Annotated in this window: 22 protein-coding genes; 9 read left to right on the top strand and 13 right to left on the bottom strand. The window is 63.2% G+C overall.

The genetic code is table 11. From position 1 onward, the window contains the following. Positions 1–33 precede the first annotated feature (33 nt). Together P0M12_RS02775 and P0M12_RS02770 are read left to right on the top strand one after the other, a co-directional pair. Positions 34–1,299 carry an ATP-binding protein gene (locus P0M12_RS02775; protein ID WP_277377431.1) on the top strand — a complete coding sequence of 422 codons (1,266 nt, stop codon included), beginning with the start codon at positions 34–36 and terminating at the stop codon, positions 1,297–1,299. A 10-nt stretch (positions 1,300–1,309) separates the two neighbouring features. After that, positions 1,310–2,413: a winged helix DNA-binding domain-containing protein gene (locus P0M12_RS02770; protein WP_162114839.1), complete on the top strand. Its 1,104-nt coding sequence runs from the start codon at positions 1,310–1,312 to the stop codon at positions 2,411–2,413. Here P0M12_RS02770 and P0M12_RS02765 read toward each other — a convergent pair. Together P0M12_RS02765 and P0M12_RS02760 are read right to left on the bottom strand one after the other, a co-directional pair. Beyond that, positions 2,406–3,269 (bottom strand): hypothetical protein, encoded by an 864-nt coding sequence (locus tag P0M12_RS02765; RefSeq protein ID WP_003945080.1) that lies wholly within the window; start codon positions 3,267–3,269, stop codon positions 2,406–2,408. The two genes, P0M12_RS02770 and P0M12_RS02765, sit on opposite strands and share 8 nt — an antisense overlap. Next, complete coding sequence (locus tag P0M12_RS02760; protein ID WP_277377907.1) at positions 3,259–3,957, bottom strand: metallophosphoesterase; 699 nt, start codon at positions 3,955–3,957, stop codon at positions 3,259–3,261. The genes P0M12_RS02765 and P0M12_RS02760 overlap by 11 nt, the downstream gene beginning before the upstream one ends. A 71-nt stretch (positions 3,958–4,028) precedes the next feature. On the opposite strand from P0M12_RS02760, the gene P0M12_RS02755 reads away from it, so the two are divergent. Beyond that, complete coding sequence (locus P0M12_RS02755; protein WP_007736116.1) at positions 4,029–4,613, top strand: suppressor of fused domain protein; 585 nt, start codon at positions 4,029–4,031, stop codon at positions 4,611–4,613. Between the two features lie 25 nt (positions 4,614–4,638). On the opposite strand, the gene P0M12_RS02750 is transcribed toward P0M12_RS02755, so the two are convergent. Both P0M12_RS02750 and P0M12_RS02745 read right to left on the bottom strand, forming a co-directional pair. Beyond that, the gene (locus P0M12_RS02750) at positions 4,639–5,085 is read right to left on the bottom strand and encodes an SRPBCC family protein (protein ID WP_007736117.1); all 447 of its coding nucleotides are present in this window, start codon (positions 5,083–5,085) and stop codon (positions 4,639–4,641) included. A 134-nt stretch (positions 5,086–5,219) separates the two neighbouring features. After that, positions 5,220–6,290 (bottom strand): magnesium and cobalt transport protein CorA, encoded by a 1,071-nt coding sequence (locus P0M12_RS02745; RefSeq protein WP_158171032.1) that lies wholly within the window; start codon positions 6,288–6,290, stop codon positions 5,220–5,222. Between the two features lie 169 nt (positions 6,291–6,459). Here P0M12_RS02745 and P0M12_RS02740 point away from each other — a divergent pair, with 169 nt between their 5' ends. The 4 genes from P0M12_RS02740 to P0M12_RS02725 all read left to right on the top strand — a co-directional run bounded on the left by P0M12_RS02740 (position 6,460) and on the right by P0M12_RS02725 (position 9,921). Beyond that, positions 6,460–7,314 (top strand): PHP domain-containing protein, encoded by an 855-nt coding sequence (locus P0M12_RS02740; protein WP_277377430.1) that lies wholly within the window; start codon positions 6,460–6,462, stop codon positions 7,312–7,314. After that, positions 7,314–7,925: a MarC family protein gene (locus P0M12_RS02735; RefSeq protein ID WP_003945093.1), complete on the top strand. Its 612-nt coding sequence runs from the start codon at positions 7,314–7,316 to the stop codon at positions 7,923–7,925. Before P0M12_RS02740 ends, P0M12_RS02735 begins: the two co-directional genes overlap by 1 nt. 3 nt (positions 7,926–7,928) lie before the next feature. Continuing rightward, positions 7,929–8,321, top strand: a complete 393-nt coding sequence (locus P0M12_RS02730) for a hypothetical protein (RefSeq protein WP_277377429.1) — start codon at positions 7,929–7,931, stop codon at positions 8,319–8,321. Positions 8,322–8,727: 406 nt separating this feature from the next. Next, on the top strand, positions 8,728–9,921 hold the full coding sequence (locus P0M12_RS02725; protein ID WP_003945072.1) for an NADP-dependent malic enzyme: 1,194 nt from the start codon (positions 8,728–8,730) through the stop codon (positions 9,919–9,921). A gap of 73 nt (positions 9,922–9,994) precedes the next feature. On the opposite strand, the gene P0M12_RS02720 is transcribed toward P0M12_RS02725, so the two are convergent. Genes P0M12_RS02720 through P0M12_RS02705 form a run of 4 tightly spaced genes read right to left on the bottom strand, consistent with a single transcriptional unit; the run spans position 9,995 to position 13,457 of the window. Continuing rightward, positions 9,995–10,684, bottom strand: coding sequence for an ABC transporter permease (locus P0M12_RS02720; RefSeq protein WP_003945081.1), 690 nt, complete (start codon positions 10,682–10,684; stop codon positions 9,995–9,997). After that, entirely contained in the window at positions 10,681–11,364 is a 684-nt protein-coding gene (locus P0M12_RS02715; RefSeq protein WP_007736121.1) for an ABC transporter permease subunit, read from the bottom strand. Before P0M12_RS02715 ends, P0M12_RS02720 begins: the two co-directional genes overlap by 4 nt. A gap of 4 nt (positions 11,365–11,368) precedes the next feature. After that, positions 11,369–12,514 (bottom strand): ATP-binding cassette domain-containing protein, encoded by a 1,146-nt coding sequence (locus tag P0M12_RS02710; RefSeq protein WP_003945084.1) that lies wholly within the window; start codon positions 12,512–12,514, stop codon positions 11,369–11,371. 4 nt (positions 12,515–12,518) lie between these two features. Beyond that, the gene (locus P0M12_RS02705; RefSeq protein WP_003945094.1) at positions 12,519–13,457 is read right to left on the bottom strand and encodes an ABC transporter substrate-binding protein; all 939 of its coding nucleotides are present in this window, start codon (positions 13,455–13,457) and stop codon (positions 12,519–12,521) included. A gap of 203 nt (positions 13,458–13,660) precedes the next feature. Between P0M12_RS02705 and P0M12_RS02700 the strand changes: the two genes are divergently transcribed. Then, positions 13,661–14,545 (top strand): ABC transporter substrate-binding protein, encoded by an 885-nt coding sequence (locus P0M12_RS02700; RefSeq protein WP_042923402.1) that lies wholly within the window; start codon positions 13,661–13,663, stop codon positions 14,543–14,545. A gap of 22 nt (positions 14,546–14,567) precedes the next feature. On the opposite strand, the gene P0M12_RS02695 is transcribed toward P0M12_RS02700, so the two are convergent. Genes P0M12_RS02695 through P0M12_RS02685 form a run of 3 tightly spaced genes read right to left on the bottom strand, consistent with a single transcriptional unit; the run spans position 14,568 to position 17,957 of the window. Further along, positions 14,568–15,509 carry an alpha/beta hydrolase fold domain-containing protein gene (locus tag P0M12_RS02695; protein WP_063316844.1) on the bottom strand — a complete coding sequence of 314 codons (942 nt, stop codon included), beginning with the start codon at positions 15,507–15,509 and terminating at the stop codon, positions 14,568–14,570. 46 nt (positions 15,510–15,555) lie between these two features. Further along, the gene (locus P0M12_RS02690) at positions 15,556–16,386 is read right to left on the bottom strand and encodes an SDR family NAD(P)-dependent oxidoreductase (RefSeq protein ID WP_007736128.1); all 831 of its coding nucleotides are present in this window, start codon (positions 16,384–16,386) and stop codon (positions 15,556–15,558) included. Beyond that, a complete protein-coding gene (locus P0M12_RS02685; RefSeq protein WP_125051612.1) occupies positions 16,383–17,957 on the bottom strand; it encodes an NAD(P)/FAD-dependent oxidoreductase in 1,575 nt (524 codons plus the stop codon). Before P0M12_RS02685 ends, P0M12_RS02690 begins: the two co-directional genes overlap by 4 nt. 71 nt (positions 17,958–18,028) lie before the next feature. Here P0M12_RS02685 and P0M12_RS02680 point away from each other — a divergent pair, with 71 nt between their 5' ends. Beyond that, positions 18,029–18,658, top strand: coding sequence for a TetR/AcrR family transcriptional regulator (locus tag P0M12_RS02680; protein ID WP_007736130.1), 630 nt, complete (start codon positions 18,029–18,031; stop codon positions 18,656–18,658). A gap of 72 nt (positions 18,659–18,730) precedes the next feature. Here P0M12_RS02680 and P0M12_RS02675 read toward each other — a convergent pair whose 3' ends face one another. After that, positions 18,731–22,492, bottom strand: a complete 3,762-nt coding sequence (locus tag P0M12_RS02675; protein WP_037126710.1) for a multifunctional oxoglutarate decarboxylase/oxoglutarate dehydrogenase thiamine pyrophosphate-binding subunit/dihydrolipoyllysine-residue succinyltransferase subunit — start codon at positions 22,490–22,492, stop codon at positions 18,731–18,733. Positions 22,493–22,667: 175 nt separating this feature from the next. Continuing rightward, entirely contained in the window at positions 22,668–26,477 is a 3,810-nt protein-coding gene (locus P0M12_RS02670; protein ID WP_277377428.1) for an ABC transporter ATP-binding protein, read from the bottom strand. Positions 26,478–26,486: the final 9 nt, after the last annotated feature.

The raw sequence follows: 26,486 nt of genomic DNA, 5'->3' as shown, positions 1-26,486 counted from the left end.
CAGGGAACTGGGATGGGCGGCACAGGAGGACAGATGAACGAATCCTCGGTACGAACCGAGCACCTGCCCGGCGGCCCGGACCTCGAGCGGATCATGCGCGAACACGCCTACCGCGGTGCGTACCTCCAACTGACGGTGCGCGGCGCTCTGGTGCTGTTCATCGCCCTGACACTGATCTTCGTCCCGCCGATGAACGACGCGGGATGGTGTTTCGCGATTCTGGGCGCCTATGCCCTCTGGTCGGCAGCCGTGGCGCTGTGGATCCGCAAGGGCGGCACCGGCCCGGTGACGATGATCTGGCTCGGCTTGTTCGTCGACCTTGCCGTGCTCGCAACTCTGACATTGCTGACCGGTCTCGCGGCCGAGCAGAGTTGGACCGCCGACATCTTGAGCAACGGGCTCTTCGTCATTCCGGTTCTGGCGTGTACGCAACTGCGGACGGACGTGTGTGTCGGCGTCGTTGCCTGCACGATCGGGGTGTTCTTCGTTTCCAGTTGGGCAACGATGACTTCGAACTCCGAGCCGTGGCCGTCGATCCTGCTGAGCACCATGGCCTTGGCCGGAGTAGGCGCGGGCGCAATCGGACTGACTCGGATTCAAAGATCACGCGTGCTGACCATCGGGCACCTCGTCGGGCATCGCACGAGCCTTCTTGCCGAGCTCATGGGGCTCGAGCAGCGTGAGCGCACGGAACTGTCGGAGCAATTACACGACGGGGCGCTGCAGTACGTCCTCGCGGCGCGGATGGATCTCGACGAATTGGCAGACAGCGCGGAGCCTGTCGCCCTGGCGCGAGCTGGGAAAGCGCTCGGTGAAGCGACAACGCTGTTGAGATCCTCCGTCTCGGAGTTGCATCCCACTGTCCTTGTTCACGTGGGTCTTGCCCGCGCAATCGGGGACCTCGCGCGATCGGCGCAGGGACGCGGCGGAGTAGTGGTCGACGTCGACACTTCGGGCTGGAACGACGATCTGCGCACGTCCGCGGACGACGTCCTGTTCGGCGCCGCACGAGAGCTGCTGGCCAACGTCGTCAAACATGCCGGTGCGCACAATGTTCGGATCGAGCTCGCACGACTGGACCACCGTGCGGTGCTGGTGGTCTCGGACGACGGCCGGGGGATCAGCGCCGATCGGATTGCCGAACGACGGGCCGCCGGCCACATAGGGCTGCTCTCGCACGAGTTGCGGGTGGTTGCTGCGGGTGGCTCGTTCTCGGTCGGGCCGGGTGAAGAGTCCGGAACCCTCGCGCGAGTCGAGATACCGTTCCAGATCGTCACCGAATCCGACCACGAGCGCTGAGGAGTTGTCGATGACACTGATCACCGATCGCGAGCTCAACCTGGCGACACTGGCGAGGCAGTTCCTGCTGCGGAGGGCCGAGGTCAGCGCGTTGGATGCGATCGAGCACCTGGCGGGTCTGCAAGCCCAGGCGCCGACGCCTCCCTATCTGGCACTGTGGGCGCGGCTGAAGAACTTTGCAGCAGAAGACCTCTCCACCCTTGTGGAGAAGCGCCAGGTGGTGCGGCTGGTTGCCATGCGGGGCACGGTTTTTGCTCTCTCGGCCGCGGATGCGGGTCCCTTCCGGGCCACGGTTCAGACGATCATGGAACGCGATCTCCACACCAACAGCACTCAGCGTGCTGCGCTCACCGGGTTGGATCTCGACGCGCTGGCGCGGGCGGGGCGCGAATTGGTAGCGGACGGGCCGCTCACTCAGATGCAGATGAGACCGTTACTGGCAGAGCGCTTTCCCGGTCACGCGGCCGAGGGACTGGCGCACGGAGTTCGAGGGCTTCTGCCGATGGTGCAGGTCCCACCGCGAGGTCTGTGGGGACGATCCGGAGCACCGGCACTGACGACCTTGGAGAATTGGCTTGGCGCAGAGGTGAGTTCATCGCCGGATCCCGACGCGATGGTGCTGCGCTATCTGGCTGCCTTCGGCCCCGCGAGCGTGAAGGACGCTCAGGCGTGGTCGGGTCTGACCAGACTCGCCGAAGTATTCGAGCGGCTACGTCCCGGCTTGATCACCTTTGTCAACGCGAAAGGGGCCGAGGTGTTCGACCTGCCGGACGCGCCACGACCGACCTCCGGAACACCGCCGGTCAGAATCCTTGCTCCGTTCGACAACATCCTGCTCTCGCACGCCGACCGCTCGCGAATCATGGACGAGCAGTACCGAACTCGCGTCTTCACCGTCAACGGCATCATCAAGCCCGCCATCCTGGTGCGCGGAAAGGTGGTGGGATTCGCGACGGTGACGCCGGACAAGGAGACGGTCGAATTGGGCGCGACTCTGTTTGCGCAGCAACCGAAGACCGCGCTCGCATCCATCGAGAAGGAAGCGCGTGCGTTGCTGAAATTCATGCACCCGAAGATCCCGAACCGAGAGGTGCGGTTCGCTGTCGCTACGTAGCGGGCTTGTGCTTTCGCGGTGCTCGATCGCGTAGTTCGGCCACGATCTCGTCGTTCCACATGTGGCGCCGCACCAACCGGTACCGCTCCCGTGCAATCCACAGATATGCCTCGGCGTCGGTGTGTTCGGGCAACATGTCGGCGCCTCGCAGCATTCGCACGACGGGGAGAAACTCCTCACCGAACCAGCGGCGGGCGACGGTGTCCCGGCCGAGAAACTCACCCTTCTCCTGCATGAGGCGAAAACCCCACGCCTCCACGCACTCACTGAGTTCGGCGTACTCCCACGGGTCCGTGACTTGTACGGCTTCGCGTTGTGAACCCTGCAGCGGAACGCGGGTGAGGAAGAGTCGACGATGATCCTTGATGAGCAGATCAGCGCGCTGAGTGATGCCTTCCGGCGAGATACGCGTGATGATCTCGGTGACGTACGCGTCGATTGTCTTCTGGTGCATCGCACACGCAATGGACACTCGGTGGTGCCCGTCGATCACGAAATGCATGGAGCCGACGCGATACAACTGAACAGGTGGTACCGATTCGCCGCGTCGTTGCGCCACCGCAAGTCGCTCCCAACGAGCGCGCGAGTGAGTGGACGTCGGACGGAAGTACCTGTCGAAATCACCTGTGCGGTCGACACTTCCGACTATTGATTCGATGGTGACGACCTGCAGCCCCAGAGACTTCTCGCCGACCTTGCCCAGAGCTGCGACAACCTCGTCGAACGGCAGGATCGCGTTGACGTCGTCGGGTTCGCGTCGTAGCCAACTGACCAGACGGGCAACGTCGGCACGTCGACGCTGACGAGCGAAGTCGTTTTCCGCGTCGGCTGTGGGAAATCCGGTGTCACGAGCCATGTCGGCGCCTCACGATCGTCGGCGGAGTACCTGGGGAAATCTCCATCAGCGTGAAGCCGACGGTATTGAGCACGATAGTCCGGCCTACCTCCAGATCGAGAGGGGTTCGCCCGTGCGGGTGGATGTGTCCGTGGACCATCACCGTCGGATCGAGGTTGTGAATCAAAGGCGTGAAGCATTCGAACCCTCGATGTGGCCGATCCTCGGCGTCGCCGACACCGCGGGCGGGGCTGTGGGTGAGCAGCACATCCACGCCCGCCCGGCCGCCGGGAAGCCGCGATTGCCAGGCGTTTCGCCAGGCGAGCGAGCGAGCGCGTCGGCTCTGCTGGCGCTCGGACCACTGATTGGGACCCGTGTTGTATCGGATGGAACCGCCGAGGCCGGCGATCCGCAGACCGGCGACGGTCACGATGCGTCCGTCGGCGTTGACTGCGCCGGTCGGCCCTGGCCACTGCGCCGGCATCCCTGCCCGCATCCAACCGGATCTCTTGTTCGAATATCCGGACAGATCGGCGTCGTGGTTGCCGGGAACGAACACGCACGGCGCATTCAGCTGATCGGACAGGTACTCCAGATACGCAAACGGCAGATCGCCTGCGCCGAGGATCACGTCGACTCGGAGTGAACGAACCTGACTGCTCCACAGGAATTCGACAGTCTCGTCGCTGACAGCGAGAACGGAGACCATTTCGACGACGCTACCGCCACCGCGAGGTATCTGCGCTGCGAACCTCGCGGGCACGGTGTTTAGATGGACGAGTGTCAGACAGCGTCGTATCTTCCGTCCGGGCCCATCTCGTCAGCAGCATCGAGGGGCCGGACCCCACCGCGGCCTCGGTGACGTTCCTCGGTGTCGAACCGCTGGACGTGCTGCGTTTCGAATCACCCGACGGCCTGGTCCGCTACGTCACACTGGGGTGCTCGCGTCATCCGATGGGCGACCCCAACGAACTGGTCGCAGACCCCACACGCGGACCCCGCGCCGAGTTGGTACTCACGCTGCGCGGTGGCACCGGTGTGGCGTCAGGTGTGGCCAGGACGCTCGCGGTGCTGGCCGCGGCGCCGTCCGTCGAAGGCGTCGTGCTGCTCGAGGACGCACTGTTGGACCTGGGCGAGCCGCTGTGGAAGGACACTGCGTTCACGGCGGTGCTTCTCGGTGACAGCGGGATCGAAGACCTGACGCTGCCGGAGCCGTTCGACCCGGTGCGCTTCCTTGGTGTGGTCCCCCTGACCGGTACCGAAGCCGCCTGGGTGCGTCTGCGCGGCGCGGAGGCACTGAGGGAAGCGTGGACCGAGGCGGGGATCGACATCCGCGATCCGCACCGTTCCGCTGCCTCGCTCTAGCTGCGCTGGCGCTTTGTCCGTCAGATCATTCGGCGTGCACGAGGATGTCCGCCAAGTTCTCGAGACTTACCCGAACCGTCCGTGAAAATGCTTTCGTGACGATCGGGTCGGCCATCTTGCCGAATACTCCTCCCAGGCCGCTTTCGCTGTCGAGTCGGTAGGTGACCCGAGTGCCGTCACCGACTTCTTCGCAGGTCGTGGTCTGCGAGAAGCTGACCGGACTTTCGACGGACGTCGATTTCGACGATCTCGGTGGGTCGTACTCGGTGAATTCGGATGTCCACTCGAGACGCTTGCCCAGGATTCGCGAGACACCGTGCCAGCGGCTTCCCACGCCCATCGGGCCGTCGGTGATCTGTTTGCACTCGACCATCGAATTCTCCCAGTTGGGCCAGTTCTCGGCGACGGCGATGTACTCCCAGACGTCCTTGGGTGGCAACGCGATCTCCACGGATTGCTCGACTGTAGGCATGGTTGCTCCTCCACTTCTCTTTGGATCTGAATTTGCTTGTCGCAAAATGGATTTCGGGAACGGAATGAAAATGCGTACCCATATCCATTGTCCGCCTGCGACGGTGGCAAGTACAGGGAGTCAGCGTGCGAGGTTCACAGCCAGTTGTTGCGACGGAAGAGAAAGAACAAGCCGACACACACCGACGCGATGAGGAACAGGATGGACTGATAGCCGTACTTGTAACCGAGTTCCGGCATGTTCTCGAAGTTCATCCCGTAGATACCGGCAACGCCGGTCGGCACGGCGGCGATAGCGACCCACGCGGAGATCTTTCGCATGTCGGTGTTTTGCTGCACCGCGATCTTCGCGAGTGCGGCGTCGACCAGCGAACTCAACACCTCGTCGTATTCCGAGATACGTTCGGCCACGATCGTGTGGTGATCTCGTACGTCACGGAAGTATCGCCGGATCTCCTTCGGGACGAGGCCGCCCGCGGGCTGGGTCAGCTGGAGCAGTGGCAATCCGAGTGGAGTGACCGAGCGTCGTAGTTCGACGATTTCACGTTTGAGCAGGTAGATGTGCTCGACGGCAACGGTGTTCCGCGGGTTGAACACCAACTCTTCCATGCTGTCGACGTCCTGTTCGACGAGTTGGATGACGGAGAGATAGCTGTCGACGACGTGGTCGGTGATCGCGTGCAACACCGCGAACGGGCCCATGGTGAGGCGCTCGGGGTTCTGCTCGAGTGACTTGCGCACGCTTGCCAGTTCGGAGTGATCCCCGTGCCGGACGGTCACCACGAAGTCGGGGCCGACGAACACCATGATCTCGCCGGTTTCGACGATCTCGCTCGCCGTCGCGACGGACTCGTGCGGTACGTAGACGACCGTGCGCAGCACCAGGAACATGACGTCGTCGTAGCGTTCGAGTTTCGGGCGCTCGTGTGCATGGACGGCATCCTCGACCATCAGCTCGTGGAGTCCGAAAGTTGCTGCGACATCTTGCATCTGACCTTCGTCGGGAGCGTGCATGCCCACCCAGACGAACGCGTTGTCGCGACTATGAACCTCGGCCAACGCAGCGCGGTGCGTGTACTTGCCCGGCAACCGCACGCCGTCCACGTAGACCGCGCAGTCGACGATCGCGCGGGCTGCCGGAACGGGGATCTTGGGCGCATCGGCTTGCGTCGATTTGCCGTTCGACCAATTCGGCAGTGACGGCATGGTTGGCACGCTCGCTCCTTCTCGGTCTGTAATGCAGTGGAACGGCAGGGGAACGGCACTACAGCGACACCTGATCGAATTGCGCTGCCGCTGCGGCGTAATCGTACGTCAGCTTCCGGCTCGCCCACCGGAGCGCGATGAAGTTGCCGATTGCTGACACACTGGAACAGTGCGAATAGATCTTCACACCCACTCCAACGCATCGGACGGCACCGACACCCCGGCTGCCCTCATGCGCGCCGCAGCCGACGCCGGACTCGACGTCGTCGCCATCACCGATCACGACACGACTTCGGGCTGGGCCGAGGCGGCGCAGGCCTTGCCGGCCGGCGTCAGCCTGGTTCGTGGGATGGAGATGTCGTGTGAAGGTCGAGGTGAGCGTGGTTGGCCGGTCGCTGCACATCTGCTTGCGTACCTGTTCGATCCGACGCACCCCGAATTCGCAAAAGAACGTGAGCGACTGCGCGCCGAACGCGTCGAACGTATCCGGGTGATGACGACCATGATGGCGCGTGACGGTCTGCCCGTCGATCCCGATCAGATCCTCGCCGACGCCGGTCCGTCCGTCGGACGCCCGCACGTCGCAGCGGCCCTGATGCGGGCCGGTGTGGTGTCGAGCATCAGCGAGGCCTTCTCCGACCTGTTGTCCAGTCGAGGACGATACGACGTTCCCAAGTACGACACTCCGCTCGAGTACGCCGTCGAACTGGTGGCAGCCGCCGGGGGAGTGACCGTCCTGGCGCATGGACGGGCTCGTTCGCGCGGCGGATTGCTTGCGCTCGATCACATCCGCGATCTGGCCGAGTTGGGTCTCGGGGGTCTCGAAGTCGATCACCCGGACCATCGCAGCGACGATCGTGACGTCCTGCGCCGCCTGGCTGTCGACCTCGGTTTGGCAGTCACCGGATCCTCTGACTACCACGGCGAGAACAAGACGATCGGACTCGGCGACGAGCTCACGGACGAAGCCGAGTTCGACAAACTCGTCTCGGCTGCCACCGGCGTGGAGGTACTGGGGCGCTGATGCTCGACACCACGCTCTACCTCACCGTGTTCATCACGCTGTTCGTGATCATGGACCCGCCCGGAGTCATCCCGGTGTTTTTGTCACTGGTCGGCCGTAAAAGTCGTGAAGATCGCAATCGAGCGGCATGGCAGGCCCCCGCCGTCTCCCTGGCGGTCATCTCGGTCTTTGCCATCGGCGGTCAGGCGATCCTCAACTACCTCCACATCGGCATTCCGGCGTTGCAGGGCGCCGGCGGACTACTCCTGCTTCTCATCGCACTCGAACTGCTGACCGGCAAGGCCTCCAACCGTCCGCAGGGAGCCGACGACGTCAACGTCGCACTCGTTCCTCTGGGAACGCCGATGATGGCCGGTCCCGGTGCGATAGCGGCCGTCATCGTCTTTGTCGCCCAGGCCGACGGTGAAGCGGCGTCGTATCTGGCGATCGCGTTGGCGATTCTGTCCATCCACCTCGTGCTGTTCGTGGTCCTGCGCTTCTCGACCGCACTGATCCGGATACTGGGCGAGGGTGGCATCAGTCTGCTGGCACGCATCGCCGGTCTTCTGCTCGCCGCCATCGCGGTTCAACTCATTGCGGAATCAGTCCGCGGATTCGTCGCGGGAGCGTAAGAGATGACATACGACGACAGGTACGACCGGAACGACAGGTACGAGGACGACTACCAGTACCAGGAATATCAGGACTATCAGTACGAAGACGATCACGACTATCCCGCCGACAAACGACAATGGCTGCTGGTCCGCGCTCTACGCGCCCTGAGTGGCACCGTGGCGGCCGGAATCGTGGTCTTGACACTTGTGATCATCGGTTCGGCATATCTGGGCGGCAACCGCGGATTCCCGGGTCCGGGAACAACGTCGATCACCGCGCACATTGCGGCCTCGGTGGTTGCTCTGGCCGCGCAGATCTGGTGCGACCGCAGGCGGGGTATCGCGGCGGTTGCCGGATCGGTGGTCGTGCTCGTGGTGGCGGGGCTGTTGTTGGTGACGCAGTGGTGGGGATGACTGGGTGGGGATGACTGGGTGGGGATGACACGGTGGGGATGACGGCTCGGGTTCGAGTGTGGTGAGGAATCCGACCGCTTGGAGGATTTGATTGTGATCCGACTCTGGTGGCAAACTGGAGTTACTTCGAGGCGGCGCCACAGCCCGGCCCCGAAGTGCAGGTTTCGTCAGAATTTCTCCCGAAACCTAGATTGCATGGATACGCCAGGGCTCACCCGCCCCACACCATGACGCTTCGGATGTATTGCGGCCCACTTTCTCGCGCACGCCGAATGCTCTTCTTCTCAGTAGTCGTTCGCGGAAGAAATGATCTCTGACCGTTGTGAACGTAGTTTCGCACCGGTCCGAAGGATTACTTCCCAGTAACCCAGCCCCGCTTGAGGCTGGACTAATCAGGAGTGTCATCGTGTCCCTCGTGACTGAAGCCATCAACGTACCCAAGGTCGAGTTGACCGACGAAGAAATCTTTGCCGCTCACGTCGGTGGCAAGCTCTCGGTCGAGACCACAGCACCGCTCGATACGCAGCGGGCCCTCTCGATCGCCTACACGCCGGGTGTTGCTCAGGTGAGCCGCGCCATCGCTGCAGACGAAACCCTTGCCGATCGATACACGTGGACCAACCGACTCGTCGTCGTGGTCAGCGACGGCACCGCGGTTCTCGGACTCGGCGACATCGGCCCTCGCGCGTCGCTGCCCGTCATGGAGGGCAAGTCGGCGCTGTTCAAGAACTTTGCCGGACTGAACTCCATTCCGCTGGTTCTCGACACCAAGGATCCCGACGAGATCGTCGAGACACTCATCCGACTGCGTCCGAGCTTCGGCGCGGTCAACCTCGAGGACATCTCGGCGCCGCGTTGCTTCGAGATCGAGAAGCGCGTCATCGAAGCTCTCGACTGCCCCGTCATGCACGACGATCAGCACGGAACCGCCATCGTGGTCCTCGCGGCACTCAAGGGCGCCGTGAAGGTCCAGAGCCGCGACATCACCACACTCAAGGTCGTCATCTCCGGCGCCGGCGCTGCGGGTGTTGCCTGCGCGAACATCCTGCTTGCCGCCGGAATCAGCGACGTCATCGTGCTGGACTCGAAGGGCATCATCTCGGGTGAGCGCAGCGACCTCAACGACGTGAAGGCAGAACTCGCGGCCCGCACCAATCCCCGTGACCTGCATGGTGGTGCCATCGAGGCTCTCGAAGGTGCTGACGTGTTCCTCGGTGTCTCGGCGGGCAAGATCCCCGAGGAGCTCATCGCTTCGATGGCTCCCGAGTCGATCGTGTTCGCACTCTCCAACCCGGACCCGGAGATTCACCCCGAAACCGCGTCGAAGTACGCGGCGATCGTGGCGACGGGCCGTAGTGATTTCCCGAACCAGATCAACAACGTTCTTGCCTTCCCCGGTGTCTTCAAGGGCGCGCTCGACGCCGGCGCCCGTCGCATCACCGAAGGTATGAAGCTCGCTGCCGCCGAGGCAATCCTGTCGGTGGTCGGCGACGAGTTGGCGGCGGACAAAATCGTCCCCAGCCCACTCGACCCTCGCGTGGCACCCGCAGTAGCGGAAGCCGTCGCGGCCGCAGCGCATGCTGAGGGCGTGACCAGCTAAGAGGGACTACGAAAGCCCCGATCGGAACCCGCACACAAGGTTCCGATCGGGGCTTTTTCGTGTGTACCGAGAGCTACAGACGAGTGAGGTCGGGTGTTCGGCGCAGCCTGCCGGTCCCGGGAACCGATGCCCAGACCACCAGCGCCAGTAAGCCGTCCACGACGAGAGCCACAACCGCGACCAGGATTGCGCCGACGACCACTCGGTCGTACTTGTAGAGCGCGAGACCGTCGAAGATGTACCGGCCGAGGCCGCCGAGGTTGACGTAGGCGGCGACCGTTGCCGTGGCAATCACCTGCAGTGTCGCGTTACGCAGTCCGCCGAGAATCAATGGCAGCGCATTGGGTATCTCGACGCGGAAGAGCACTTGGAGTTCGGTCATACCCATTGCCCGTGCGGCCTCGACGACGCCGCGGTCGACGCTGGCGATTCCGGCGTACGTGCCGGCGAGTAGTGGGGGAATACCAAGAATGACGAGGGCGAGAATCGGCGGCATCACTCCCAGACCCATGAGAAGAACGAGGAAGGTCAGCAGGCCGAGAGTGGGCAGTGACCGCAGTGCGTTGACCAGACTGACGACCACGATCTCACCGCGACGCAGATGGCCGATGAGTAATCCGATGGGCACCGCGATCACAGCCGAAAGTGCCACGGCCAGAACGCTGTACCAGAGGTGCTGGAGGATGCGGGTGCCGATTCCGGTGTCGCCGCTCCAATTTCCGGGATCGACGATGAAGTCCCAGGCCCCGGTGAAGATGCTCATACGGGTTCCCCCTCGGCTGACAGGACGGCGGGAACCTTCGACGAGGTCGACGTTCTGGTCCACGGGGTCAGGAATCGGCCGATCAGATACAGGATCAGGTCGAGCGCCAGTGCCAGCACGACGATCGCGATGATGCCCGCAACGATCTGGTCGGGATAGTCGCGGTCGTAGCCTTGTTTGAACAGGACTCCAAGCCCGCCGATTCCGATCAGAGATCCGACTGACACCAGCGAAATATTGGTAACGGCAATAACTCTGATGTTCGCGATCATCACCGGCAGCGCCAATGGCAACTCGACCGTCAGAGCGCGTCGTAGTGGTGTGAAACCGACGGCGGTGGAGGCGTCGATGACGTTGTCCGGCACCGAGTCGAGTGCTTCGGGTACAGCCCGGATGAGCAGTGCCGTCGCATACACGCTGAGTGCGATCACGACGTTGAGAGGATCAAGGGTCTTGAGTCCGAACAACTGGGGGATGGTGACGAACAGCGCGAGCGACGGAATCGTGAACGCAATGCTCGCCAGGGTCAACGTGATTCGGCGCAGCCATCTGACGTTGCGGATCGCTGTTCCGACCGGAACGGCAATCAGGAGACCGATCAGCAAAGGAAGCAGTGCCAGATACAGATGGGTCTTCGAGTAATCCACGACCGTCGAGAAATTGTCGATGAGCCAGCGCATGCCGCTACGACCCGAATCCCTCGGTGAAGGCGACGCGGTTGCGTTCCTCGTCCTCGCGTCGACGCTGATCTGCCAATTTCGCCACGACTTCGGAACCGAGGATCCCGCCGATGACCGCGCCCTCGCCGTCGACGGCAACGCCGATACCGGAAGGCGACGAGATTGCCGCATCGAGTGCTTGGCGGAGATCGCCGCCGGGGGAGAACAGCGAACCACCGGCAGACGTCGACTGAGCAAGGGTTCGTCCCGAGCGCAGGCCTTCGACGCCGGTCACGTCGATCCATCCCTGCGGAGTTCCGTTGTCCGTGACCACGAGAACCCATTCGCCCAATTCGAGACGTAGAGCCTTCAATTCGTTCTCGACGGCCGTGCGTACAGGGTGCAACGGAACCTCGTCGGCAGCGCGGAACGACAATCCCCGATAGCCGCGATCGCGTCCGACGAATCCGGCGACAAAATCCGTTGCCGGAGCGGCCAACACGTCGCGAGGTGCCGCCACCTGCTGAAGCCGCCCGCCGGGACCGAAGACGGCAATGTGATCACCGAGTTTGACTGCCTCGTCGATGTCGTGGGTGACAAAGACGATCGTCTTCTTCAGTTCGCTTTGAAGACGGAGCATTTCGGTCTGCAGATCCTCACGCACCACCGGGTCGACGGCGCTGAAGGGCTCGTCCATCAACAGGATCGGCGGATCGGCAGCCAATGCTCGCGCAACTCCCACACGTTGTTGCTGCCCACCCGAGAGTTGCCCGGGATAGCGGGTGGCAAGGGAGATGTCCAGACCGACTCGTTCGAGCACACCCAACGCGGCTTTACGGGCGGCGCGGCGGGACTCACCGCGCAGCACCGGAACCGTTGCGACGTTGTCGATCACGGTGCGGTGCGGAAGCAGGCCGGCGTTCTGGATGACGTACCCGATACCGAGACGCAGTTTCACCGCGTCGGTCTGGGCGATGTCACGACCGTCGACGAAGATCTTGCCCGACGTCGGTGTGATCATCCGGTTGATCATGCGCATCGACGTCGTCTTGCCGCACCCGGACGGCCCCACGAACACCGTGAACGACTCGGCCTCGATGGTGAGATCGAGACGGTCGACGGCGGTGGTGCCGTCCGGATACTGCTTGGTGACGCCCTCGAAGGTGATCACGTGACTACGAGACCGGCTTGTCGAGGCCCTGCGCCGTCACCCACGCCTTGGCCGCCGCTGCCGGCTCCGTCTTGGTGTCGCCGGACACCTGGACGTTGAGTGCCAACAACTCTTCGGTGGTGAGCTTGGCGGACACCGCATCGAGGACTGTCTTCAACTTGTCGGAAGACTTCGACGCGCGCAGCACCGGCACCACGTTCTGAGCCGGGAAATTGTTCTTCGGGTCTTCGAGAACCACGAAGTTGTTCTCCGGGATGGAGGCCGACGTCGTGAAGATGTTTGCCGCGGTGATGTCACCGGAGGAGAGAGCCTTCACGGTTGCCGGTCCACCGCCGTCGGCGATCGGAACGAAGTTGGCTGCCGAGATGTCGAGGCCGTAATTGGACTTCAAACCGGGCAATCCGGCTGGACGTTCCTGGAACTCGGCCGGAGCACCGAACTTGACCTCGGCGGAATGCGGAGCCAGATCGGCGATCGTCTTCAGGTTCCACTTGTCAGCGGTTTCCTTCGTGACGACGACGGCGTCCTTGTCCTCGGCGGATGCAGGCGTCGCAATTGCCAATTCCGACCCGAGAGCTGCGGGAAGAGCAGCGAGGACGTCAGCGGAGCTGGTGGCCGTGCTGTCGGGATCCAAGTACTGCAGGAGATTTCCCGTGTAATCCGGAATGACACTGATGGACCCGTCCTTGAGTGCCGGAATGTACGCCTCGCGGCTGCCGACGTTGAACGACGTGGACACATCGAACCCGTTGACACGCAGTGCTTCGGCGTAGATGTTGGCGATCGTCTCGGATTCGGTGAAGTTGGCGGAGCCGACGACGATCGCGTTGGGATCGCTGTTGGAGTCACCGTCGCTGCTACCGCACGCTGTCAGTGCAGTCAGAGAGACAACGGTTGCCGCGGCTACGAGCCAACGGTTGGAACGAAATCGTGAGGTGCGCATGAGCGTCCTTCCGGTTTTTCGGGCGTCCCGTGTTTCGGGCGTCGGAAACCATTCCCTTGTGGCGAAGCCACCCGAGTGACTCCGACGGCGCCGCCACCGAGTGGCTGCGTCAGGACTGGTTACCGCGCATCGCCCGACAAGTGTAACGATAGGTACCGACATGGCACGGTTTTCGATCCATGGGATTGGATGTGAGGATTTCGGTGAAGAGCACACGCACGAAGTATTCGACTGTTGTTGCAGCACTGATGGTCCTGCCGATTCTCAGCGGATGCGCAAACGGTGATTCGGTGGTAGAGGGTGCCGAAGCGGAGTCTCGTGACCAGATCGTGGTGGCTGCTGACGCATCGGTGGAGAGTTCGGTGTTGGCCGAGGTGTATTCGACGGTGCTCTCCTCCTCCGGCCTGTCGGCTCGCGTCGAATCGGTGGGTGGTGGCCGAAACCAATCACTCGAGGCTCTGGACGCAGCGCGAGTCACTTTGGTGCCCGAGTTCACCGGCGCGCTGCTCGATCACTACGACCCTTCATCCCCGGCCCGCAAGGCCGACGACGTCTTCGAAGCCTTGAGTCGCTCTCTGCCGGAGGGTCTTTCGGTCTCCGACTATGCGATGGCCGAAGATCGTGCGGTCCTCGCACTCGACAACGGATACGCACAGTCGTTGGGAGCGAAGACGATAGAAGCCTTTGCTCCTTCGTGTGCCGCGGCGACGCCGCTCGTCTCCGCGAGATTCGTCGAGGACGGGGCAGTAGAACAGTTGGCCGAGGGCGCCGAGTGTGTCTTCGCCGGTGTCGATCAGGCAACGCCGGCAGACGTACCCGGTGCACAAGTATTCGGAACCACGACGCTGTCGGCGTTGGCACAATCCGATGCCGTCACAGTGCTCGCTGATTCGAATCACGTTCTGGCTGCGCAGAATGTCGTTCCGCTCTTTCGAGCGGGCGCACTGGGAGATTCGGCTGTCAAGGCGCTCAGCGTCGTTGCCGGTGAACTGTCCACCACCGATCTCGCCGCAATGATCGAGCAGGTGCGGACCGGCAAGGCGTCAGCCTCGGAAGTCGCCCGCACCTGGTGGGACACCCGTCAGTGACATGGACGGAGTGGGCCACCCGTCAGTGACTGTTCGAGCCCACTGCTGAACTCGAATCATCCTTGGCACGAATCAGTTTCGATGCGATGAACTGGCCGAGGTCGGAAACGGCGTCTGCTGCTTCCTTCACCAGTGACGCCTGTGCGTGAGCCACGTGCCACAGTCGCGCGTACTCCACCAGGGACACGTCGACGCCGGCAGCGGAGAGCTTGTCGGTGAACGTCATGATCTGCGGGTAGAGGACTTCCTCGGAACCGACGTGAATCCTGGTGGGTGGCAACCCGTCGAGCTTGCCATGCATCGGTGCGTAGCCGGGATCAGTACGGTCGCCTCCGGCAAGGTAGGCGTCGGCGGCGTCGAAGGACCACGCTGTGTTGACCACCAGGTCGGCCTTTTTGGTAGCACTCCGATCGCCGGGATCGACCCACGGTGAGATCAGGGCAAGCGCGCCGGGGGTCACGCCGTGACGCTCGATCAGACGGATAGCGGTCGCCGCGGCCAGGCCGCCACCGGCCGAATCGCCGGCGATGGCAACGCGGTCTTCCGAATAGTCGAACTCGGTGACCAACTGCATGAAGGCTGAGACCGCGTCGTCGAGAGCGGCGGGATACGGATTCTCCGGCGCGAGACGGTAGTCCAAGGTGAAGACCGCACTGGACGACTCACGGGCGAGATGAGCTGCGAGAGAACGGTGTGTGGACAGCGAACCCAGCGTGTACGCCCCGCCATGCAGGTAGAGAACTGCGGTGGGGCGCTCGGTTGCGCCGACGGTGATCTTCTCTGCCGGTCGGCAAGCCAGCTCCAGCGGGCGCACGACGGCGCCCGCTGGAACCTGCTGTAGCGGTGCCCCGGCCTCGAGCAACAGACGTTGAATCCGATACGGCAGCCGCGAGTTGAAAGCCAGACGGAAGTACGGCTTCAACAAGAATGCGACCACGGGCAGCGGAAGGGTAAACGTGCTCACCGGCAGGGCTCCTGACTCTTTGTGCGAACTGCGCTGTGAAACGAACTCAGCTGGACTTGGGCATCATTCGGCCGGCGACGATCGCGACGATGCGCTGGTAGCCCGATCCTACGAGGCGAACCCAGGCGTCGAGTGCGATTGCGTCCATCCCGATGAGAACTCGCGGCTTGCTCTTCCGAACACCGTTGACGATCGTCTTGGCGGCGTCTTCCGGTGTGGTGCGCGCGAGCTTGCGGTCGAAGAACTCGGAGAAGACCGCAAGATCTTCACCCGGGCCTGCGGTGGCGTTGCGTGCGATGGCGGTCTTGATTCCGCCCGGGTGCACACAGGTCACCTTCACCGGGTGCTTGGCGATCAGCATTTCCTGGCGAAGCGACTCGGTGAAACCGCGAACGGCGAACTTGGCCGAGTTGTATGCGCTCTGACCCGGCATCGACAGCAGACCGAAGAGGCTCGACACGTTTACGATGTGCCCGTCGCCGGATGCGATGACGTGGGGGAGGAATGCCTTGGTGCCGTTGACAACTCCCCAGAAGTCGACGTCCATGACACGTTCGAAGTCCTTGAATTCGGACTTCTCGAAAGTGCCGTGGTAGGCGATTCCGGCGTTGTTGTAGATCTGGTTGACCTTGCCGAAATGGGCGACAACCGCGTCGGCGTACTCGAGAACCGCTTCGCGCTGGGTGACGTCGAGATGGTCCGACTTCACCTCGGCGCCGATGGCTTCCACCAGACGCGTTGTCTCGGCGAGCCCGATGGTGTCCACGTCGGAGATCGCCAACTTGGCGCCCTGGCCGGCCAGGTTCAGTGCTAGTGCGCGACCGATGCCCGATCCCGCTCCGGTGATGACTACGACCTTGCCTGCAAAATCACTCATTGTGCTACTGCCTTCTCGTCGTCGAGGTCGATCTGTGAAGTGGTCGCGGTGCCGACGGCGCCGAGATCCGAGGTGGCGACGCTGCGGTATGCCGCGAGGTCGAAATGCTTGGTGGCGTTGCGGAACTGGAAGGTGAAGCCAGGCCACAGGGTGGTGTTGTTTCCGTGCTTGTCCATGTACCAGCTGGCGCAACCGCCGTTGTTCCACACGCTCTTGGACATAGCTGCCTGCAGGTCCTTGTTGTACTTGTCCTGCTTGTCCTTGCGCACCTCGATGGTGCCGATGTCGTACTTGTCGATGGTGGTGATCGCGTCGACCAGGTAGTTGATCTGCGACTCGATCATGAAGACCATCGACGAATGTCCGAGGCCGGTGTTGGGTCCGACGAGGAAGAACATGTTGGGGAAGTTGGCAACTGCCGCGCCCTTGTATCCCTGCATGCCGGTCTCTTCGAAGACCTCGGCGAGCGAGCGTCCGTCCTTGCCGAAGATTCCCGCGAAGGTGGGGGAGTCGGTGACGTGGAATCCGGTCGCCACGACGATGGCATCGATCTCACGGGTGGTGCCGGTCTTCGAGACGATCCCGTTGGCGGTGACCTCCTCGATGCCTTCGGTCACCAGGTCGACATTGTCCTGGGCGAGGGTGGGGAAGTAGTTGTTCGAGATCAGCATGCGCTTGCAGCCGATCTGGAAGTTGGGCATGACCTTCTTGCGAAGATCCTTGTCCTTGATCTGGGCCTTCAGGTGACGCTCGGCGGCGAACTGCAACGGCTTCATGAAGACCGGCGCCTTGGCCAGGCCGACGACCTGCGTCTCTCGCATCCAGTAGATACCGGTGCGGCACAACTTCTGGAAGCCGGGGAGGTACTTGAACGCGAGGTGCTCGATCTTGGTGTACTCGCGGTCTGCGCGGGGCAGGATCCACGGCGCCGTGCGCTGGTACACGTCGAGATGCGAGACCTTCTTGCCGATGGCCGGCACGATCTGGATGGCCGAGGCGCCGGTTCCGATGACGGCCACACGCTTGCCGGTCAGATCGGCGTCGTGGTTCCAACGCGAGGAGTGGAAGATCTCGCCCTTGAAGCCGTCGATGCCCTTGATGTCCGGAAGTGAAGGCTCACACAATGCGCCGACGGCCGAGACGACGATCTTTGCGACGAATTCGCCCTTGTTGGTGCTGACGTGCCACCGAGCAGACGCCTCGTCCCAGCGTGCGGAGAGAACGTCGCAGTCGAAGATGTGCTTGTCGAGCACCTTGTGGCGGTTGGCCACCGACTGGATGTACTTGTAGATCTCGGGCTGGGTGGAGAAGGAGCGCGTCCACTCCGGATTGAGTGCAAAAGAGTACGAGTACAAATGCGACGGCACGTCACACGCGGCGCCCGGGTAGCTGTTGTCACGCCAGGTTCCGCCGACGTCGTTGCCGCGCTCGAGAACGACGTAGTCGGTGATGCCGGCCTGTGCCAGTTTGATCGCCGCACCGAGACCGGCGAAACCACTGCCGATGATCAGTGTGCCGACGTGGCGAGTATCCGCGGCAGGTGCTGAGGTATCTGTAACTGGAAGACTCATGTAGGGAACGATATGCCTTTATTGAGTCACGGTCAATAGCTTATTGACGAATATTCAGTAGTCTATTGGGCATGGACGCAGTAAAGCGAACGCGGCTCGACCCTGCGCAACGCCGAGCGCAACTCATCGACCTCGGGGCGCGGATGCTGGCCGAACGGCCGCTCGAACAGATTTCCGTCGAGGACATCGCCGATCAGGCTGGTGTCTCGCGGGGGCTTCTGTTCCACTACTTCGCGTCGAAAAGCGAGTTCCATCTGGCGATCGTCCGACACAGCAGTGAACAGATGCTCCAGCGCACCGAGCCGAGCGAGTCGGACGATCCGATGCTCACCCTCCGCTCGGTGCTGGCGTCGTACGTCGACTACGTGACCGAGAACCGCAATACCTACGTCTCGCTGCTCCGGGGGACCGCCAGCGGGGATCCGCAGATGCGTGAGGTGTTCGAGCAGACTCGCGACATCATGGCCAAGAGAACCCTCGACCAGCTCCCGAAGATCGGCCTGACTCGAACACCTCAGGTGGAGTTGGCCGTTCGCGGTTGGATCGCGTTCGTCGAGGAAGCCACCATCAGTTGGCTCCGAGCGCCCGCCATCACCCGCGAGGAACTGATCGACCTGACGGTTCAGTCGTTACCTGCGTTGGCACTGGCCGCCGTCGGCTTCGATGCCGGGCCGGATCTGGGTCTGCTGCAATCGAATTGACGTGAACGCAGAAAGGCCGGGCCCCACACTCCTTGCGGAATGTGGGGCCCGGCCCTTGTCAAATTACTGAGATCAGTTGGTCGGCAGGAACGCCTCGTCCAAGATCTCCTGCTGCTCCACCGCGTGGACCTTGCTCGATCCCGAAGAGGGAGCGGACATCGGACGACGCGAGATGCGCTTGATACCGGTCAAGGTCTCCGGCAGAAGGTCCGGCAGAGCCAGCCCGAGGAACGGCCACGCACCCTGGTTTGCGGGCTCTTCCTGGACCCAACGGAACTGATCCGCATTCGGGTAACGGTCCAGGGTCTCCTTGAGGCGACGCTTCGGCACGGGGTAGAGCTGCTCCATGCGCACGATGGCGATGTCGTCACGCTCGTCCTTGTGCTTCTTCGCCAGGAGTTCCCAGTACAGCTTGCCGCTGACCAGCAGAACCCGCTTGACCGATTCGCGTGCGCTTTCGCCGCTCTCGTATGCCGGCTCCTCGAAGACCGAACGGAACTTGCCCGTCGTGAAGTCCTCGACGTTGCTGACGGCAGCCTTGTTACGCAGCATCGACTTGGGCGTGAAAACCACCAGCGGACGGCGGATGCCGTCGAGGTGATGGCGACGCAGCAGGTGGAAGTAGCTGGCCGGAGTCGACGGAACCGCAACGGTCATCGAGCCTTCTGCACACAGCTGAAGGAAACGCTCGATGCGGCCGGAGGTGTGGTCCGGACCCTGACCCTCGTGACCGTGCGGCAGGAGCAGCACGACGTCGGAGAGCTGACCCCACTTGGCCTCACCCGAAGAGATGAACTCGTCGATGATGGTCTGCGCGCCGTTGACGAAGTCACCGAACTGCGCTTCCCACAGGACCAGAGCGTCGGGGTTACCGACCGAGTAGCCGTACTCGAAGCCCAGACCTGCGTACTCGGTGAGTGCGGAGTCGTAAACCATGAACTTGCCGCCGTTTTCGGCGTCGGCAGCGATCTTGGCGATCGGGCTGTACTCGTTACCGGTCTTGCGGTCGATGAGGACCGAGTGACGCTGCGTGAACGTTCCTCGCTTGGAGTCCTGACCCGCGAGGCGGATCAAGGCACCCTGCTCGGCCAACGAGCCGAACGCGAGCAATTCTGCGAACGCCCAGTCGACATGTCCCTCACGGGCCATCTCGCGGCGCTTCTCGGCAACCGGCTTGACGCGCGGGTGAACGGTGAAGCCCTCGGGGACGTTGACGAACGCATCACCGATGCGCTCGAGGACCTCGGGAGCGACAGCCGTGGTCAGGCGAGCCGGGGGAGTCTGGTCGAGTTCGACGGACTCGGACGGTTCGGGCTGGAACTTCTCGAGTTCACGGACCTCGTTGAAGACCCGTTCGAGCTGGCCCTGGTAGTCGCGAAGTGCGTCTTCGGCTTCCTTGAGCGAGATGTCACCGCGGCCGATAAGGGACTCGGTGTAGCTCTTACGAACGCTGCGCTTGGTGTCGATGACGTCGTACATGGCCGGCTGGGTCATCGACGGGTCGTCGCCCTCGTTGTGACCGCGACGGCGGTAGCAGATGAGGTCGATGACAACGTCCTTGCCGAACTTCTCACGGAAGTCGACGGCCAGCTGAGCAACCCAGACGCAAGCCTCGGGGTCGTCGCCGTTGACGTGGAAGACCGGGGCGGCGATCATCTTCGCGACGTCGGTGCAGTACTCGGACGAGCGTGAATGTTCCGGAGCGGTGGTGAAGCCGACCTGGTTGTTCACGACGATGTGCACGGTGCCACCGGTGCGGTAACCGCGAAGCAGCGAGAGGTTGAGCGTCTCGGCGACAACGCCCTGACCGGCGAATGCAGCGTCACCGTGCAGCATGAGCGGCAGGACGGTGAAGCCTTCTTCACCCTTGTCGAGGATGTCCTGCTTGGCGCGGACCAGGCCTTCGAGAACCGGGTCGACGGCCTCGAGGTGCGACGGGTTTGCGGTCAAGGAGACAGCGATGTCGTTGTCACCGAACATCTGGATGTACGTTCCGCTGGCACCCAAGTGGTACTTCACGTCGCCGGAGCCGTGAGCGGCTGCCGGGTTCATGTTGCCCTCGAACTCCGTGAAGATCTTGGAGTACGGCTTGCCGACGATGTTGGCAAGCACGTTGAGACGGCCACGGTGCGGCATGCCGATGACGACCTCGTCGAGCTGGTGCTCGGCGGCCTGGTCGATCACGGCGTCCATCATCGGGATGACGGCTTCGGCGCCTTCGAGCGAGAAGCGCTTCTGGCCGACGTACTTGGTCTGCAGGAACGTCTCGAAGGCCTCGGCGGCGTTGAGCTTGCTCAGGATGTACTTCTGCTGAGCGACCGAAGGCTTGGCGTGATGGCCCTCGACGCGGTCCTGGATCCACTGACGCTGATCCGTCTCGAGGATGTGCGTGTACTCGACGCCGACGTGGCGGCAGTACGCGTCGCGCAGCACGCTCAACACGTCGCGCAGCTTCATCTTCTCTTGACCGTGGAAGCCGCCGACCTTGAACTCACGGTCCAGATCCCACAGCGTCAGGCCGTGGCTGATGACGTCGAGGTCGGGGTGGCTGTGGAACTTGTCCTTGACGAACTGCAACGGGTCCGTGTCGGCCATGAGGTGGCCGCGGTCACGGTATGCAGCGATCAGTTCGAGAACGCGGGTGTTCTTGTCGACAGCGCCTTCCGGCACGTCCTTGCGCCACCGCACCGGCTCGTACGGGTTGCCGAGCGCGTGGAAGATCTCGTCGTAGAACTCGTCGCTGATCAGCAGGTTGTGGATCGTGCGCAGGAAATCGCCCGACTCGGCACCCTGGATGATGCGGTGATCGTAGGTCGAGGTGAGAGTCATCAACTTGCCGACGCCCATCTCGGCCAGCTTCTCGTCGCTGGCGCCCTGGAACTCGGCGGGGTATTCCATCGCGCCGGCACCGATGATGGCGCCCTGGCCCTTCATCAGGCGAGGAACGGAGTGAACCGTGCCGATACCGCCCGGGTTGGTCAGCGAAATGGTGACGCCGGTGAAGTCTTCGCCGGTGAGCTTGCCTTCACGGGCGCGTCGGACGATGTCCTCGTATGCCGCGTGGAACTGGACGAAGTTCATCGACTCGGTGTTCCGGATGGCGGCAACTACCAGTGAGCGGTTGCCGTCCTTTCCGGGAAGGTCGATCGCGAGTCCGAGATTGGTGTGCTCGGGCGTGACCGCGTTCGGCTTGCCGTCGATTTCGGCGAAGTGCCGGTTCATGTTGGGGAACGCGTTGACTGCCTGGACGATCGCGTAACCCAAGAGGTGGGTGAACGAGATCTTGCCGCCGCGGGTACGCGCGAGGTGGTTGTTGATGACGATGCGGTTGTCGAACATCAGCTTCGCGGGGATGGCACGCACGCTGGTTGCAGTCGGGATCTCGAGCGAGAGCGACATGTTCTTGACGACTGCGGCTGCGGCGCCGCGGAGAACCTTGGTTTCCTCGGCTCCGCCGGCAGGGGCGGGCTTCGCAGTAGCGGCCGCGGGCTTGGCTGCTGCGGGCTGGGCCGGGGCGGCCTTGGCGGCGGGCGCTGCCGTCTTCGCGGGGGCCGGAGCGGCAGCCTTGGCAGCCGGCGCAGGAGGTGCGGTCTTGGGGGCGGGAGGCGTGGCCTTGGGAGCAGCAGGCGGAGCTACAACAGCGGCGGGTGCAGCCGCGTTGCCGTTCGAGGCAGTCCCGTTTCCACCTCCCGTGTTCGCCGAGTCCGGCGAGTAATCGGTCAAGAATTCGTGCCAACTGGGATCCACGGACGACGGATCGTCCTGGAAGCGTTGGTACATCTCGTCAACCAGCCACTGGTTCTGTCCGAATTGGGATGTAGAACTGCTGCTCACGGCAGGTGTTCGCCTCGTTTCTATTTCGGTACCCGATCAGAGCGCCTATATACATGAGATTAGCCCGAGCGTGTGACGAGCAATTGTGCGGCACACAATTTGTGAGCTGTCTCACGGAAGTCCGTGATCTTGCGATCGCGCACTACCTCTCGGCGGTACAAATCCGTGCCGACTGTCACGCGACGGGGTTGCCTTCGATGACAGTTCTCGACGTCAGATTATTCCCCTCACGCGCCTGCGATGCATCCCAGAGTCCCGAGTAGTGACCACCGGCATACCGCAGAACATCGTGCGGGCCGTATTCAACGATACGTCCCCGGTCAACTACGGCAACGAGGTCCGCTCGGGCAGCTGTCGCGAGGCGGTGAGCTACGACGACGGAAGTCCGTTTCCGGGTGACCGACCGACTTGCTTCGAGCACCATTCGTTCGGTCGCGGGATCGAGCGTCGCGGTCGCCTCGTCGAGGAGCAGAAGGTCCGGGTCGACGAGTTCGGCACGGGCCAATGCGATCAGTTGGCGTTGGCCCGCCGAGAGCCCCTGGCCGCGCTCGCCGACGGGATGATTCATGCCTCCACGCATGTCGGCTATCGAATTCAGTGCGCCGACGGAACGTGCCGCTTCCTCGATCTCCGCGTGCGACGCCGACGGCCTGCCGTACGCGATGTTGTCGGCGACCGTGCCGGTGAAGAGATGGGCTTCTTGTGGGACCACGCCGAGGCGACGTCGGTACTGCGAGAGGTGGAAGTTCCGGATGTCGGTTCCGTCCACGTCGACCGATCCGGACGTCGGGTCGTAGAAGCGGGCGAGCAACTTCACGACCGTCGACTTCCCGGCACCGGTTCGGCCGACCAGAGCGACGGTCGTGCCCGGCGGGATTTGCAGATCGAAATCGGAGAGGGCGTCGACGTCCGCACCCGAGTACCGGAACCCGACCCCGTCGAGATGGACGGCGCCGTCGAGTCGTCCGGAGATCGCGATCAAATCCTCGCTGTCGGCAGTCTCGATCGAACTGCGAGTGCGTAGTAGGTCGCCGATTCGTTGCAATCCGACGTTTGCCTGTTGGTAACCATCGAACACTTGTGAGAGTTGCTGAATCGGTCCGAACAGCAGACCGAGGTAGAGCACGAAAGCGATCAGTACGCCGGGCGAAGTCGATCCGTTGGCGATCTGGTGCGCACCGACGAACACGACCGCGGCCAACGCGAGGTCGGACAGGAACGAAATGAAAGGGAAGTAGATCGAAATGGCTCGCTGCGACCGCATCCGCGATCGGCGGTAGCTCTCGGAGCGTTCTGCGAACCTACGCGCAGCACCTTCTTCGCGGCGGTAGGCCTGAGCCGCTCGCAGACCGGCGATGTTCTCCTGGAAGTCGGCATTGACGAGCGAGATCCGTTCGCGGGACTGGCTGTAGGCAACCGAGGAGATCTTGCGGAAGACCACGGTCGCGACCACGAGCGGTGGGATGACGGCCAGCGCCACCAGGCCGAGCGTCACGTCGGTCGCCAGGAGGGCGATCGAAATTCCGCCGACGGTCAGGACGCTCACGATCGCCGTTGACATACCGGTTTGGATGAACGACGAGAGCGCGTCGACGTCGGTGGTCATACGCGTCATGATGCGGCCGGACAATTCCCGTTCGTAGTAGTCCAGACCCAGGCGCTGCAAGTGTGCATAGCTGCGGACGCGGAGCCCGAACAGCACGCGTTCACCGGCTCGGGCCGTGAGCACCGTCATGACCGCCACGATGACCCAGTCTGCGGCGACCAGGAGCGCGCCGAACGCCGTCGCGATCCAGAGTGTGGTGCTGTCTGCGGTCACGACTCCGTGGTCGATCGCATATCTGACGAGGGAGGGAAATGCGATCGCCGCGGCGGAGTCCAGGGCAAGGCACACGACAACCGCCAGTAGAACCCAGCGGACCGGCCTCAAGATCTGTCGGAGTGAGAACTGTGGATTCGATTCGCGCAGGCTCTCAGGAGCAATTCCGGGGTCTTCGCGTGCGGGTGGGAGAGCGTCGACTGCTGCCCGCAGAGACGGAGTCACCGCGATTCCGCTGAGCGCTCCGGCCATCGGTCCGCCGGCACTCTGCGCCGAAGCGGTAGTGCTGTCGGCTTCGGATTCCGGAGCCTGCGGCCACAGCTGCTCGGCTGTGGGCTCGCGGCGTTGATGTCCGAAAGCGTCAGGGCCGGCCTCGTCGATTTCGGCGGATAGTTCCGGCGGCGAGGAGAACAGGGCGCGAAAGAGCGGACATCGCGCTTCCAGCTCGTCCACGGTTCCGGAGTCGATGATCCGTCCGCCGTCGAGAACCGCGACGCGATCTGCCAGCGTCAAGGTGGATCGCCGGTGCGCGAGGATCAGCGTGGTTTGCCGTCGTCTGGCCCGGAACGCGTCGAAGATCGCAGCCTCGGTTGCCGCATCGACCGCGGAGGTGGCGTCGTCGAGGACCAAAATCCGCGGGTCGACGAGGAGGGCTCGGGCAAGCGCGATGCGCTGACGCTGGCCGCCCGACAGCGTCAGACCTCGTTCACCGACAACGGTGTCGTATCCGTCCGGGAGTGCCTCGATGAAGGTGTCTGCCTGTGCCAATGCAGCTGCGGCGCGGATGTCCTCGTCGGAGGCGTCCTCGCGCCCCAGTGCGATGTTGGCGGCGATGGTGTCCGAGAACAGGAAAGGTTCGTCGAAGACCAGGCTGACGGCGGCACGAAGCTGTTCTGTGCGCAGTTCGCCGATGGGGAACGTCTCGCCCGCGGTATCGACGGTCACTACACCCGAAGTCGGGGCGTAGAACCGGGGGAGAAGCAAGGACAACGCGGTCTTGCCCGACGCGGCCGGCCCCACGACGGCGACGGTCTCGCCCGGTTCTATGCGGAGGTTCAGCCCGGTCAGGACGTCGCGTTCGGTGTCGAATCCGAATGCCACGTCGTCGAAGGTGACTCCGAGAGGACCGTCGGGCAAGTCCACCGGATGGTCTGGATCGGCGATGTCCGGCTGAGCGTTGATGACGTCGTAGACACGCTCTACAGCGGCGCGCGCCAGCTGCGCCATGACGATGACCGACGACAGAGTTCGGGTGACTCCGGTCATCGTCACGATGTAGGTGGCGAACGCGAGAAACGTTCCCACGGTGATCTTGTCGTGCAGTGCGAGATACCCGCCGAGAGCGATCACTCCCACCTGCCCGAGCTGGGGCAAGGCGGCCATGGTCGGCGCGAATTTCGCGTTCAACCACGCGGCGCGAAGACGCTCCGAATACAACGTGCGGCTGTGCTTTTCGAGTTGGTCGACGGCTCGTTGTTCCTGCCCGAATCCCTTGACGACGCGCACGCCCGTGACGGTTTCCTCGACATGTTGGGCGAGGTCGGCGGCCCGCTGCTGCGCGGACCATGTTGCGGCGAAAAGCATCGGTCGCATCAGGAACACCACCAGCCCTACTGCGGGGATGACGGCGACAGCGACGAGAGTCAACAGCGGCGAGAGCCACGCCATGATGCCGATCGCGAGCACGAATTGCAGGAGCGCACCCGCGGACATCGGCACCATCGCGAGCAAACCCTGGACGAGTTGTAAATCGGTGATGGACCGGGATACCACCTGGCCTGTGCGGATCTGATCCTGCCCGCGTCCGTCGAGGCGTTGCAGCGAGCCGAGCAAGGCGAGCCGCAAGTCGTGTTGAACATCGAGCGAGAGTCGGCCGGCAAGCATCCGTCGGCCGTACTGGCACGCGAAGCGCACGACCGCGAGCAGCGCGATCGCCAGCGCGACGAACCCGATCACCTTGCCTGGGTTCTCCTGGCTTGCGGCGTCGAGCGCATAGCGGGTCAGAAGAGGAAACGAGATGTCGATCGCCGAGGCGATGACCGTAACGAGTAGCGCGCCGATCGCAACTCTTCGGTGCAACCAGCATGCGTGGGCCAAGCGGCGGATCCAGCCCGGAGCTCGATCGACCTCTCCAGCTACCGGACTGTCCGTGTTGATCGTGTTCATCGAGATCCA

It is taken from the genome of Rhodococcus sp. RCBS9 (genome assembly GCF_029457415.1).
GTDB lineage: Bacteria > Actinomycetota > Actinomycetes > Mycobacteriales > Mycobacteriaceae > Rhodococcus_F > Rhodococcus_F qingshengii.
The sequence above is the reverse complement of the archived record's forward strand: the minus strand, read 5'-3'. Positions and strand labels throughout refer to the sequence as shown.

Coding starts and splice junctions, on each gene's coding strand:
- P0M12_RS02775 (WP_277377431.1), top strand. CDS start 34: ATGAACGAATCCTCGGTACGAACCGAGCACCTGCCCGGCGGCCCGGAC.
- P0M12_RS02715 (WP_007736121.1), bottom strand. CDS start 11,364: ATGCGCTGGCTCATCGACAATTTCTCGACGGTCGTGGATTACTCGAAG.
- P0M12_RS02770 (WP_162114839.1), top strand. CDS start 1,310: ATGACACTGATCACCGATCGCGAGCTCAACCTGGCGACACTGGCGAGG.
- P0M12_RS02690 (WP_007736128.1), bottom strand. CDS start 16,386: ATGAGTGATTTTGCAGGCAAGGTCGTAGTCATCACCGGAGCGGGATCG.
- P0M12_RS02745 (WP_158171032.1), bottom strand. CDS start 6,290: ATGCCGTCACTGCCGAATTGGTCGAACGGCAAATCGACGCAAGCCGAT.
- P0M12_RS02685 (WP_125051612.1), bottom strand. CDS start 17,957: ATGAGTCTTCCAGTTACAGATACCTCAGCACCTGCCGCGGATACTCGC.
- P0M12_RS02720 (WP_003945081.1), bottom strand. CDS start 10,684: ATGAGCATCTTCACCGGGGCCTGGGACTTCATCGTCGATCCCGGAAAT.
- P0M12_RS02760 (WP_277377907.1), bottom strand. CDS start 3,957: ATGGTCTCCGTTCTCGCTGTCAGCGACGAGACTGTCGAATTCCTGTGG.
- P0M12_RS02750 (WP_007736117.1), bottom strand. CDS start 5,085: ATGCCTACAGTCGAGCAATCCGTGGAGATCGCGTTGCCACCCAAGGAC.
- P0M12_RS02735 (WP_003945093.1), top strand. CDS start 7,314: ATGCTCGACACCACGCTCTACCTCACCGTGTTCATCACGCTGTTCGTG.
- P0M12_RS02670 (WP_277377428.1), bottom strand. CDS start 26,477: ATGAACACGATCAACACGGACAGTCCGGTAGCTGGAGAGGTCGATCGA.
- P0M12_RS02705 (WP_003945094.1), bottom strand. CDS start 13,457: ATGCGCACCTCACGATTTCGTTCCAACCGTTGGCTCGTAGCCGCGGCA.
- P0M12_RS02730 (WP_277377429.1), top strand. CDS start 7,929: ATGACATACGACGACAGGTACGACCGGAACGACAGGTACGAGGACGAC.
- P0M12_RS02680 (WP_007736130.1), top strand. CDS start 18,029: ATGGACGCAGTAAAGCGAACGCGGCTCGACCCTGCGCAACGCCGAGCG.
- P0M12_RS02765 (WP_003945080.1), bottom strand. CDS start 3,269: ATGGCTCGTGACACCGGATTTCCCACAGCCGACGCGGAAAACGACTTC.